Origin of the sequence: Edaphobacter aggregans DSM 19364 (assembly GCF_000745965.1) — a bacterium.
Lineage (GTDB): Bacteria > Acidobacteriota > Terriglobia > Terriglobales > Acidobacteriaceae > Edaphobacter > Edaphobacter aggregans.
On sequence record NZ_JQKI01000140.1, the window covers coordinates 1 to 12548 of the forward strand.

General features: G+C 55.0%; 8 protein-coding genes and 1 pseudogene. 3 read left to right on the plus strand and 6 right to left on the minus strand.

The features are described 5' to 3' along the window. The 6 genes and pseudogenes from Q363_RS26515 to Q363_RS44770 form a co-directional block, all read right to left on the minus strand. Nucleotides 1-2371 (minus strand): glycogen/starch/alpha-glucan phosphorylase (locus tag Q363_RS26515; RefSeq protein WP_245632488.1); only part of this gene is annotated, 2371 nt, incomplete at its 3' end. A gap of 80 nt (nucleotides 2372-2451) precedes the next feature. Further along, complete coding sequence (locus Q363_RS36895) at nucleotides 2452-2931, minus strand: potassium channel family protein (RefSeq protein WP_169747142.1); 480 nt, start codon at nucleotides 2929-2931, stop codon at nucleotides 2452-2454. Nucleotides 2932-3028: 97 nt separating this feature from the next. Then, on the minus strand, nucleotides 3029-6712 hold the full coding sequence (locus Q363_RS26525; RefSeq protein ID WP_064742733.1) for an efflux RND transporter permease subunit: 3684 nt from the start codon (nucleotides 6710-6712) through the stop codon (nucleotides 3029-3031). A 13-nt stretch (nucleotides 6713-6725) separates the two neighbouring features. Further along, nucleotides 6726-7946, minus strand: a complete 1221-nt coding sequence (locus Q363_RS26530) for an efflux RND transporter periplasmic adaptor subunit (protein WP_157467616.1) — start codon at nucleotides 7944-7946, stop codon at nucleotides 6726-6728. After that, nucleotides 7943-9301: a TolC family protein gene (locus Q363_RS26535; protein ID WP_035356783.1), complete on the minus strand. Its 1359-nt coding sequence runs from the start codon at nucleotides 9299-9301 to the stop codon at nucleotides 7943-7945. The genes Q363_RS26530 and Q363_RS26535 overlap by 4 nt, the downstream gene beginning before the upstream one ends. 83 nt (nucleotides 9302-9384) lie before the next feature. Further along, nucleotides 9385-9596, minus strand: a pseudogene (locus Q363_RS44770) (IS3-like element ISCARN116 family transposase); the annotation flags it as partial. An 86-nt stretch (nucleotides 9597-9682) separates the two neighbouring features. On the opposite strand from Q363_RS44770, the gene Q363_RS26540 reads away from it, so the two are divergent. The 3 genes from Q363_RS26540 to Q363_RS26550 form a co-directional block, all read left to right on the plus strand. Then, nucleotides 9683-10675, plus strand: coding sequence for an MlaE family ABC transporter permease (locus Q363_RS26540; RefSeq protein WP_245632489.1), 993 nt, complete (start codon nucleotides 9683-9685; stop codon nucleotides 10673-10675). After that, nucleotides 10672-11424 (plus strand): ABC transporter ATP-binding protein, encoded by a 753-nt coding sequence (locus tag Q363_RS26545; protein ID WP_035356785.1) that lies wholly within the window; start codon nucleotides 10672-10674, stop codon nucleotides 11422-11424. The genes Q363_RS26540 and Q363_RS26545 overlap by 4 nt, the downstream gene beginning before the upstream one ends. Beyond that, on the plus strand, nucleotides 11411-12548 hold a 1138-nt coding region (locus Q363_RS26550), incomplete at its 3' end, for an MlaD family protein (RefSeq protein ID WP_035356795.1). The genes Q363_RS26545 and Q363_RS26550, both read left to right, overlap by 14 nt.

Genomic DNA, 12548 nt, shown 5'->3' on the forward strand with positions numbered 1-12548 from the left:
AGCCCGCCACATTCAAAATCGCTTTGCGCGCCCACTCGTCCGGTTGGTTATACAACGCGCGCAGCCGCTCGTCTGCCTCGAGGTACGACTTTAGGTCCGCCAGGTGCATATAGTGATCGCCCTGCATAAGCAATGCGTCCCGCAATGGGGCGAAGACCCCTGGTTCATTGCGACTGAAGTAGTCGGAGAATATCAAGTCCAACGCTTCGCGGGCCTCGGGTTCGTGTTCGTAGTGCCAGCGCGGGTTGTACCAAGCGCGACTGCCGGCCACCTGCTCCGCCGTGAGTCCGAAAAGAAAGAAGTTTTCTTCACCCGCTTGCGCAGCCATCTCAATCGTTGCGCCATCGCGTGTGCCGATCGTCAATGCACCGTTCATCATAAACTTCATATTGCTTGTGCCGCTGGCTTCGTAGCCTGCTGTCGAAATCTGGTTGGAGACGTCACTGGTGGGGATCAGGTGCTCTGCAAGCGAGACGCAGTACTCGGGCAGGAATACTACTTTGATCCGCCCGCGGACGGCCGGGTCACCGTCAATGGTGACAGCGAGATTGTTAATGAACTTGATAATCAGTTTGGCGAGCCGATATGCAGGAGCAGCCTTGCCGGCAAAGAAAAACGTCCGTGGATGCATGTTCAGCCCGGGGTTCTCCCGTAGCCGGTTGTAAAGCACTACGATCCTGAGCGCATTCAGCAGCTGACGCTTGTACTCGTGGATACGTTTAACTTGGCAATCGAAGATCGCATCCGGATCAAGGAGCTGTCCTGTTGACCACCTGACCCAATCACAAAAGTTCCGCTTGGCGTCGCGCTTTGCTTTTAGGAAGTCGTGACGGAACGCGCTGTCCGACGTGAACGCGTTCAGCTTGCTTAACTGGCTTAGGTCGCTGATCCAGCCGTCTCCAATTGCATCTGTGATTAGTCCGGAAAGCTCGGGATTGCAAAGTAGCAACCAACGCCGGGGCGTGACTCCGTTTGTCTTGTTGTTGAAACGCTCAGGAAAGATCTCTGCCAGGTCTCTTAGTGTTGTCTCACGCAACAGATTAGAGTGAATCGCAGCCACCCCGTTCGTGCTGTGGGAACCTACGACCGCGACATTCGCCATGCGAACCTTCTTGCCGAACCCTTCTTCGATAAGGCTCGAGCGCTGAATGCGGCCTTCATCACCCGGAAACCGCCGGCGGACATCGCTCAGAAAACGGCGATTGATTTCGTAGATAATCTCCAGCTGCCTGGGCAGCATGTCTTCAAACCACGGTACTGGCCATTTTTCGAGCGCTTCCGGCAACAAGGTATGGTTTGTGTAGGCCAATGTGTTCTGCGTGATGTGCCAGGCTTCGTCCCATCCAAGGTGGACCTGGTCAACCAGGATTCGCATGAGCTCCGGCACGGCCAGAGCCGGGTGCGTATCGTTCATCTGAATCGCGACTTTTTCCGCAAACAAGCGCCAATCCGAGTTGCCGCGTTGGAAGCGGCGCACCGCATCCGCCAGCGAGCAGGCGACAAGAAAGTACTCCTGTATCAGGCGGAGCCCTTGTCCCATCAATCGAGAATCATCGGGATAAAGGACCCGGGTTAGCGTTTCAGCGGAGAGGTTCTGAGTAAACGCCTCTACAAAATCTCCGTGAGAGAACTCTTCAAAGTTGAAGTAGTCCGGGGCAGTCGCTGCCCAGAGACGAAGAGTGTTGATCGTGGAACCACCGTACCCGATAACAGGGCGATCAAAAGGGATGCCGTACAGAGTCGATGGACGTCCCGGCACGGGACGCAAGCTGCCTCCGCTGAGCTCGAACGAGCAACCTAAGTTGACTTCCACCTTCTCGTTGGGGCGAGCGAACTCCCACGGATCAGGAGAACGCAGCCAGTTGTCCGGCATCTCCTGTTGCCATCCCTTCTGGATTGATTGCTTGAAGATGCCGTACTCATATCGCAGTCCGTAACCCATGGCTGGGAGCTGCATCGTCGCGGCGGATTCCATGAAGCAGGCTGCCAAACGCCCAAGCCCGCCATTGCCGAGACCCGCGTCGGGTTCCTGCTCCAATATCTCGATAAGATTAAGCTTCTTGTCCTCGATGACCTGGTTCGCCAGTGGCATGAGCATAAGATTCATAACATTGTTTAAAAGTGAGCGGCCGATGAGGTACTCGATCGAGAGATAGTAGAGCCGCTTAGGATTTTGTTGTTCGTAGGTCTTCTCTGTTAAAAGCCGTCGCTGAGACAAAATGTCGCGCACCGACCGGGCAAGCGCCTCGAAGCGGTCGCGCGCTGTCGCCCCCGCCAGATCGACGCCACTATCAAACAGCAGGTGCCGTTCATATAGTGCTTCGCTGGCCCCGGCAAACTGCACTGGACCGCATCCGTATTGAGTGTTCATGAGTGTGGCAGCATCCGCTGTTGTATTAGTTGTAGTATTAGTATTCATAAGAAAATTGATTACCTCTTCAGGTGTTGACGTTAGGCATGGCTTTGTCCAGTTGACTCTTTCAGCGAAGATTGCGTGTCGCGATCGAGCAACCGGGTGACGAGAGCAAACACAACACTGATCGATATTCCGCACATCAACACACCAGTGATCGCCTCCAGAGGCCCTAAGAGTCGCCACTTGGACGGGAGAATCAGATCACCATATCCCACAGTGGAATAGCTGCTCGCGGAGAAGTAAAAGGCAAGCTCCCATGACGGGAAGCAACACATCCGGTAGAAACTGGCCCAGAGAAGAATCACGAGCCCGTGCAGAATTACAATTGCGACCATCGATTTCACTACCAGGGTGGCCGAGTAACCTGGCCCGTGTTTGTGAATGTCCGTGATCAGAACACACTTTAGCCACTCGATGAGCGTAATTAAACCGACGCACTGCAAGCAGAGTGTAAGACTCAGCAGAAGAACAGCCACGGCAACTTGATTAAAAAGAATCATCGCAAAAGCCTTCAACGATCTAAACATGCTCACTGCTTCATTCGAGCGTCTTTCCCATAGCCGCTACGCCCCAGTCAGGCGAGCAAGGCCGTGACAAACCAACTGACCTTTGTCATCGGCTGGTGTGTAGCCCCATTTCAGGGGATGGCCGAGCTTCGTCTCTGCCGGGAGGTTGTTTCGTTTCCCAGCGGATGATTTTCAGATCAAGAACGAAGATGCTGTAAAGGACGGGCACCAAGAGCAACGTGATGAACGTTGCCACGGCAAGCCCGCCTATCTGTGCATAACAAAGAGCCTGCCATAGGGGCCCTCCTTCAAGCGCCAGCGGGAAGAGCGCCAATATGGTCGCTCCTACAGTGATCATTACCGGCCGAATACGCTGAATGCCTGCGTCTGGCAGTGCCTGTTCCAGGGGCTCCCCTTTGGCACGCATTTCCTCGATAAAGTCGAATAGCACGATGACGTGGCTGACGATCACGCCGATCAAGCTGGCGATGCCCAGAAAGGCCATAAATCCAAACGGAGTATGCATGACCGAAAGAGCGATCAGAGCGCCGATTGCACCATACGGAGCCGCGGCGAATACCAGAAGAGGTTTCACGGCATTATTGAATTGAATGAGGAGCGCCAGATAAATGCCAAGTAGAGAGATCAACAGAACGAATTTGAGGTTGGTGAAGCCTTCTATTTGTTTGGCACTTTCGCCACCAATGCGGAGCTGATAACCCGGGGGAAGATTTTTCTCAAACTGCTGCAGTTTTGGCAGGAGTGGTCCCAAGACCTCAGAGGCGAGAACTCCAGGCTGCGGGTAACAAAGAATCGAAATGGTGCGAAAATGCTCGCGCCGCGCGATGCGGCCCGTTTCTAAAGAATTTCCGACAGTCGCGATCGATAGCAAGGGCACCCGGTTGTTCGTTTGCGAAGAATAAACATATAGGTTCTTGATATTAGCAAGCTGCGCGCGCTCCTCCATGCGAAGGCGGGCCACAATTGGGATGTTCTTGTCGCCTTCCTTGAACACGCCCACTGGCGCGCCGCTCATGGCCGTGGCCGAGGCGTCTGCGACATCGGCGTTCGTAATGCCGGCGACGTTGGCGCGGTCTGGATCGATCTGGATCCTCTGCTGAACATCGTCAGGGAACCAATCATCGCGAAGAACGGCAATACCGCCAGCCTGCCTGACGATATCTTGAGCCCGCCCGGCAATCTGTCGCAGCGCGCGAATATCGCGAACTTCATTTTTTGGGTCAACGTCCTCTTGCCCAGAAATCAGCAACTCTACGGGATTCTCAACAGGATTCGTTTGAAGCTGGCGAACCGTAACCCAGGCGCCTGGTACTTCCTTGTCCATTGCGTCCTGGATCGGACGAGCTAATTGTGGCGAAGCCTCTTTATCAGTGATCTCAACAATTATTTGAGCGTAGTTGGTCTGCGGCATTTCCGGCGAGACCGAAAACCAGAAGCGAGGTCCCCCACCACCGGCAAAGGTCGTCAGCGACTTAAGAAGATGCCCACGGTTTTCCTTAGTAGCGGCGTCAGGCGAATTTTCAATCACCTGCCGGACGATTCCTTCGGCCTGCATTGCAGCATCATTGGTGACGCTCAAGGGAGTGTCATTCGGCAGCCAAATATCCAAATAAAACCAATATTGGACATCGTCGGGAAAGAATTGGGTTTTAAGCCGGGAACTGAAGAGACCGCCTATCACCAGGAAAACCAAGGACCCGCCGAGCACAGCCCAACGGTGTTTTATGGCTTTGCCAACAAGCCGATTATAGAAGCCGTAAAATCCTCGCTGCCGTCTCTCCTCGATCGTCGGTTCAGGCTTTGCCGGAGGACGCAAAATGTAGTACCCCAGGAACGGAACAAACGTCATTGCAACGATCAGCGCACAAACAAGAGAAGCCGTCATCACGATAGGCAGGCTCTTCAAGAACTCGCCGGTATTGCCGGTCAGCATCAAAAATGGGAGGTAGGCGATGATATTGGTGATCGTCGCGTAGAAAATCGCGCTTGCAAGTTTTGTAGGGCCGAGCCAGCAGGCAATGCTGCGCGGAAAACCTTCCGCCAAATGGCGTTTAATGCCATCGCCAGAGACCACCGGCACGTCCACGAGAAGGCCCAGTGCAATGATCAGCGTTGCGATGGAGACTTGTTGAAGATCGATTCCCAACATATTCACGATGCCGAACGTCATCGCGAGTGTGATGGGTATTGCCAGCGCCATGATCAGCGCCAGCCGCCACTCCCAAAATCCAAGCAGCGAAACTAAGACGACGAGAATGATGGCTTCGATAAGTGCCCGCATGAACAGATGGATGTTCTCTTTGACCTGGAGCGGCTGGTCGGAGGTGTGCGCCAGAATCAGGTCGGCGGGAAGAATTGGACGAAGCTGCGAAAGCTTCGAATTCACGGACTGTCCTAAGCGCGCGATTTGCATCTTATCGCGCATGTAGATTGCTAAGGTGATCGCACGGCTGCGCTGCCAGTGCCCATTTGCGTCTCGCCAAGTGTAGTAGTTGAGATACTGGGCAGGAGCCTGGTAGCCTCGGCTGATTTGGACGAGATCCCGTAAATATACGGGGGCACCCTCTGATGTAGCCGATACAGCCACATCCCCGATGCTTCCAGCGGTATCGAATTGTCCCGAAGGGGTGAGAATGACCCTGCGCTCGCCTGTTTCAACAGTTCCGCCCGGGGCAATGATGTTCCGGGCGGAAAGCACTTTGGAAAGATCAGCAGGACGCAGGCCGTAGGCTGCGAGGCGATCCTGCGAGTAATCCAGATAGATGGTCTGCGACAACGCGCCCCGCCGCTCCACCTTGGAAACTTCGGGAGCTCCCTGCAGCGTTCGGCCAATCAGATCAGAAAAATTGTCGAGTTCGGCATAGCTGTATTTTTCGCCCGCAACATTGGCCAGTTTCGTTCGTGTTTCCCTCGGATCGCGGATGATCGCCGGGACCCACGCATCGGGATGCAACTCGGACCGTTTTAACCGCTTCGCGATGAACCGCCGGATGAACGCTTGAATGGTGCTGTCATCTGCTTCGGAAACGCCATCCACACCGGTGAATCCGCTCCCCTGTATTATTTCCGATTCTCGAAGGATTCCGGCACTCTGCGCTTGCTCTTGAAACAGGTATACGGTGTCAAGAACCTGTCGAGCCGAAATCGATTGCGGAAAGGAAACTACCACTGTGATCTGCTGACCCACTCGATTCTGCTGTTTTGCATCACGAGTTTTGCGAATTGCCGATTCGACGGAGTTGGCGCGGGCTGCGATTTCGATATCGTCCGCCTTCGGACTCGCGACTGTCAGCATGAGCGCAGCAGTATCTCCAAAATCGCTCTGGAAAGTGATGGGACCGGCGCCCTGCGGTAACTGAGAATTTAGGCCATTCAGCTTGAGGTTGATATCGCTGAATTGCCGCTTGGTATCGGTGATGCCCTCATCCAGTTGAATGGTCACAAACGAATAGCCTGGAAGAGATATGGACTTGATGCCGTAGTCAGCATCGGTTCCCGGATGAATGGTCTTATTCTCAGCCGCGACGTCCTCAATTCGACGGGTAATAAACTGTTCGACCTGTTGCGCTGTGGCTCCGGGCCATGGACAAGCCGCCACACCCAGGCGCACGGGAATGTCCGGGTCCTTTCGCTGCGGCATGGATGTATATCCGAACCAGCCCCAAATGAGCACTCCGGCCAGTAGGATCCACGAGATATGCGGATGCTCGACGAAAAACCTCGGGATATTGCGGTGATTACTGATGTCTTGCTCGTTTTCGAGTGCCATTTGTTCTGTACCTCTATGGGAGAACCTCGAGGAAATCGCCGTCCTTCAGACCAGCGGCTCCAACGGCGACGACTTTTTCGGCTTGATTTACACCTTCGACTGCCACATCACTCTCGTGGGATTCGCGGAGCGTGACCTCACGCAAATGCGCCACCCATTTGCCGCCCTGTTCCTGGGCGACGAAAACCGCGTAGCGTCCAGGTGAGGCAGGGTCAGCAAAAACGGCGCTAAGAGGCAGGGAGGGAACCGGAGCTTTGTGAACGCCTGTCAAACTGAGTGAAGCAATCATCCCGGGCTTCAAAAGCGCTTTGGGGTTGGGTACGGTCACCTCGATGGCAAAGACACGAGTTTTTTCATCGGCGCTCGCGGCAATACTGGTGACCCGCCCGTTGTACTCTTTCGGATCGTCCTGCAGATGGATGCTGAATTGTTGCCCCAAGCGCAGAAGCCTTAGGGCATAGTCGGGAACGCCAAAACCGATTTTGACTACACTCGTGTCGGCGATAGTAAAGGCCGCAGTCCCAGGTGCTGCGAGGTTTCCTAATTCAATGTTCCGAGCCAGGATGTACCCCGAAAACGGCGCCGTTAAATCGGCATCCTCGAGAACCAACTGCGCCTGGTGCAGGTTAGCCTTGGCCTGATCCACTGACGCGAGGGTCGAATCGAATTTGGCCTGCGCTCGATCGAACTCAGGCTTGGTCAAGCTTTCTGAGGCGTAAAGCCTCTTCGTGCGCTCGTAATCCTTCGTTGCCTCGACCTGCTGCGCCTGGGCCAGACGCAGAGTTGCGGTCGCCTGATCAAGCTGATTCTTCAAATCCTGATGCCGAATCTGCGCGAGAACCGTGCCCCGGGCAACATAGTCTCCTGGACCTATGTCTCGACGCCGTCCGTCTGCGCCCATGACCTGCTTAATCTCCGTCACATATCCTGCGGACTTGAATGACAAGCTCGCTTGTGCGAGCGGCAGAACGGAAGCCGAGTAGTGCAAATCTTCTGAGGACGGATACAAAGTCACATCCACCAGATGAACAGGCCTGGGCGACTTGGCGGCTACTTGCGAGGGTTGATTACAGCCAGTTGTAGCTGCCGTCATGGCGAAGAGCACAGCCGTTATTGCTGGTCCGAGCCCTTTTCTGAATTTGCTCCCCATAACGTCCACTCCTCTCCGATCACCTTCGCGAACTCTGCCCTGCCGGCTGTTAGTCGCAAAATAATTCTTGTTCTGATCGGTCACTCTTCTCCCATCGATCGGCGCAAGTTCGCAAGGGCACTCCAATACGACGAGAGTGCTTGCTGGTACTGGTAGCCTGCTTCCGAGCTGTGAGCCTGGGCCTGTAGTACATCTTTTAAGAGCGCTGCCTGCTCTCCGTATTTATTGCTGGTAACACGAAATTGCTCCGCGGCCGCTTCGTGTCCAATTCGTGCTGCCTTGAGAAGCAGAGCGGCGTCCTTCCACTTCCGATACTTCATTCCTACCTCGACTGCGATCTGCGCCTCTGTCTCCTGTATTCCGTAGCTAGCCTGTTTTTTAGTTCTAGTTCTTTCGGCGACGGCATTGTGGCGACGTCCCCAATCGAATGGTTCCCAGGTCAGCAGAAAGCCAGCCACCGCAACGTTTGAGGGGAGCATTGGGACGTTGTTGATTCCGAGATATTGCACGGAGAGGCCGAGGTCGGGGATGTATTCCGCCTTCGCAAGTCGGCGGTCATATTCCGCTTGTTTTTCTTTGAGCTGCGCTTGGCGGATCTCGGGCCGATTCTGTGAAGCCTGGTGTCGCGCCGCTCCGAGCGTAAGATCCGTCGGGTCGTCCTCCGGCATCAGATCGACACGAAACGCGGTTGTGATATCGCGACCCAGAAGTTGGTTCAAGTGTTCACGTTGGGTCGTGAGTCCGTCTTCTGCGGTAGACAATTCGTAGCGCGCCTTGGCCAGCCGCGCATCGATCTCCAATACATCGCTATGGAGTACCGTCTTTTCCACTCGATATCGAGCCGTGAGTCGTTGCGCCTCCTGCAATGTTTTTACGCTCGCGCCCACTGCATCCACCGCCGCCTGTGTCGCAACAATCTCGAAATACGCTGTTCGGACTTCGTTCGCGATCTTCTGACGTTCAGATCGCACATCTTCGCGTGCGATATCCCGACCCAGTTCGGTCGCTCGTATGGCAAGGTGGATCTTGTACTGCTGCGTTAACGGCTCATCCAGCCCGGCCGTCGTGTAGGTTATGAATTGGGCAGGAGTGTGCACCTTCGCATTCGTTGCGGGAACCGGACCAATTCCTGGATAGGTACCGAAGACCCCCGGCGGAAATGTGAAATCAAACGGTTGCAGCAATTCACCACCGAGGATGGAGAACTGAAAGTGCGGCAGCCGCCTGCTGCGAATCGTGTTCACTCGGAAATCGTACTTTTCCGCTTCCAGCGACGAGTTCTTCACCAGACGGTTGTTCGTCAGGGCGAGAGACACAGCATCGTCGAGCGTGAGGAGTGGGACCTGGGTACCATCTGCCGAAGCCAGTTGAGCAGGCGATCGAATCGGTGATGCAAACGCAAGCATCGTCAGGACCAGTAAAAGATGGGTCGATTTCATGATTCTTCTACTCGGAACTTCGGCTGAGGTCGGACGGCGCATTGAACTTACCTGACCTGCTCCCTAACGGCGCATGGGTGACTGGCGAAGCCGGCGTCCACTTCCAGCGCCAGACACTCCCGCGTAAAGGCATGAACACGCTGAGCACGCGAATCCCACGTCCTGCCGCAAGTACATCGTGCACGAAATCCAGGGCCCACTCTGGTTCGGCGCCGCTCAACACCGGCCACGGCGATCCGACACAACCACAGTGCCTGCGCTTCTTCCGCTTCAGGCACAGACTCGCTTCGCGATACCGTTGAAGCGCTACCGGGAGCGGGTGCGATTTACGAAGCACATGATACAACGAAAAGAGCTTTACTGCAATCGCAAGGGTGTGATGTGAACACAGCCTCCTGCGTGCTGCCGATCTATCGTGATCGGATGGGGGGCGGCGCATATGGTAATGAACTCGATGCGAATGTGTGGATGGCCTGCGACGAGGAAGCATCGGCCGTCACATGCGCGAGCCCATGGCACATCCAGATGGTGATTATGCTGATTGGGCAGCGCCAACTGAGGACGAGCCAGACGCTCGGCCTGGCGGCTATGTCAGAGAAGGGAGCAAATCCGTTGACGAAAAGTCTCGAAACGATTGGCAGCGGAGCGTTATTCGCCCTGCGCGTGATTACAGACGCGTTCCGTGCGCCTTTCGAGCTGTTTTACGTATGCCTAGAAGTCGCAGACCAGGGCTGGGGCTCGTTGCCGCTTATTCTTTCGTCCGGTCTGGCCTTGGGACTAGTGATGACACTGCACACGCGTACCGAACTGATCAGGTTTGGTGCGAGTGCCTGGATACCTGCAATACAGTCCCTTTCATTTTTCGTCGAAATCGGCCCCCTGTTAGCAGCCCTCCTGGTGGCGGGTCGGGTCGGCGCGGGGATGGGAGCCTCGCTGGCGGAGATGCGAGCGACCGAACAGATCGATGCGATAGAGGCTCTGTCTGTTGATTCCTTCAAGCTGCTGGTCGTTCCCCGTGTGGCCGCCTGCGTCCTGGTGTTGCCGTTATTGACAACGTTCATGAACGCTTGCGGAGTGTTCAGCGGCTTCCTTTCCGAGCATTTCTTATCCCACATCTCTTTTCAGCTCTACATAGCGCGAGCGTTCCGCGGTGTGGAGTGGTCCAATTTTATTCCTCCTACTCTAAAGACCGCTGTCTTTGGTTTCATCATCGGGACGGTGTCGTGTTTCTTTGGCTATACAACGAACGAAGGCGCGGAGGGCGTTCGCAGAGCTGCAACAAATAGCGTCGTGGTGTCATCGGTTCTGGTCATCATCGCAGATGTCATTTTGGTGAAAATCATCTTTTTCATGTTTCCAGAGAGCGCGCTATGAACGACGCGAAAGACATTGCCGTCGCGCTCGATCACGTCTCAAAAGCATTTGGTCAAAAGCAGGTGCTGCAAGACATTACGTTCTCTGTCGCACGCGAGGAGGCGATCTGTGTGCTGGGCAGGAGCGGAATCGGTAAGAGTGTCACGCTAAAGCTAATCATTGCTCTTGTCAAGCCAGACACTGGGCACATTTGGATCGATGGCGAGGATATCACGCAGCTTAAAGGGCAAGAGCTTTCGCGGGTACGCCGCAAAATGGGATTTCTCTTCCAAAACGGCGCTCTATTCGATTTTCTAACTCTGTACGACAATCTGGCCCTTCCGCTCCGCCGGCTCACCCAAAAATCGAAGCAGGAAATCGAGGAGATCATTGACCGGGCACTTCACCAGGTCGGCCTGAGTGGGGATAGAGAAAAGATGCCGAATCAGCTTTCAGGCGGCATGATGAAGCGAGCTGGGCTCGCGCGAGCTTTAGTTTTAGAGCCGCAAATCCTTTTGGTCGACGAGCCGAGCAGCGGACTTGACCGCATCACCACCTCTGAGATTGACGAGCTCCTTCTCGAGCAGAAACAGCATACGACCATGATCATTGTCAGCCACGACGTGCACGGTGCACGACGTATATGTGACCGATTTGTGGTGCTCGACCAGGGAAGATTAGCGGCGATCGGAAAACCGCAAGATCTTGAACATCATGAAAACGAGACGGTGCGGAAACTGGTAGCGGAGAAATACGATGTGGAATCGTAATGTGCGCGTCGGAATATTCGTGCTCGTGGGCACGGCGTTGTTTGCCCTGGCTATTTTCTTGATCGGCAATCAACACAATTTCTTTGGCAAGCACATCGAATTGCACACAGAATTCAAGAATCTCAACGGTCTCGCCAAAGGTGCGAAGGTCCAGGTTGCAGGTTTCGACGCCGGGGAAGTCACTGAGATCAGTGTGCCGGCGTCGCCATCGGCGGGTTTTCGCCTTAAGATGCAACTCAATACGCAGGTGCGAGGTCTTGTTAGGACCGATTCGGTGGCGACCATTGCAACTGAGGGGGTCGTGGGCGATAAATTTATGATGATCGGACCCGGCAGTCCGACGTCGCCAGAGGCTGCGCCATCTACCACACTTCCGAGCAAAGAAACGAGCGATATGGCGGACCTCCTTCAGAAAGGCACCGCCCTGATTAGTGATGCAAGCGGAACCATGAAAACCGTCGCAGACAAACTCACGGTCACCCTCGACGCGGTAACGACTACCGTCAACAACGCGAACGATCTTGTGGTCGGGATGAAGCAGGGACAAGGAACAGTTGGAATGCTGCTGCGCGATGAGAAAACCGCGGCGGAAATCCGGCAGGCGGTTGCGAATGTGCGTGATGCCACCTCTTCGCTGAAACACGCGTCAGGACAAGCTGACGCGCTCGTTTCTGATTTCCAATCGCGAAACTTCGGCGAGAAACTCGACCAGACGATGGAGAACGTGCACAGCGCTGCACACACCGTCGATGCAACCACGCAGCAACTGCAGGAGACCCTTGCGAGAGCTCTCGCACCGGACACGCAAGGCAGAGATGCAGGCGACAACATTCGAGAGACGCTCTCAAACGCGAATGAAGCTACCGGCAATATGGCCGAGGATACAGAGGCTCTCAAGCATGAGTTTTTCTTCCGGGGGTTCTTCAAACAGCGCGGTTACTATTCCATGGCGCATTTGGCGCCCGATGAATATCGCCAGGACAAGGTGTTTGCGAATCCGAGAAATCCGCGCGTGTGGATCGAAGCTGCGGAACTTTTCGAGCCAAGGCAGGGTGAAGGCGAATTGCTATCTCGCGCGGGGAAAGCGCGGATCGATGCAGCGGTTGCCCAGCTTGGCGATCCTG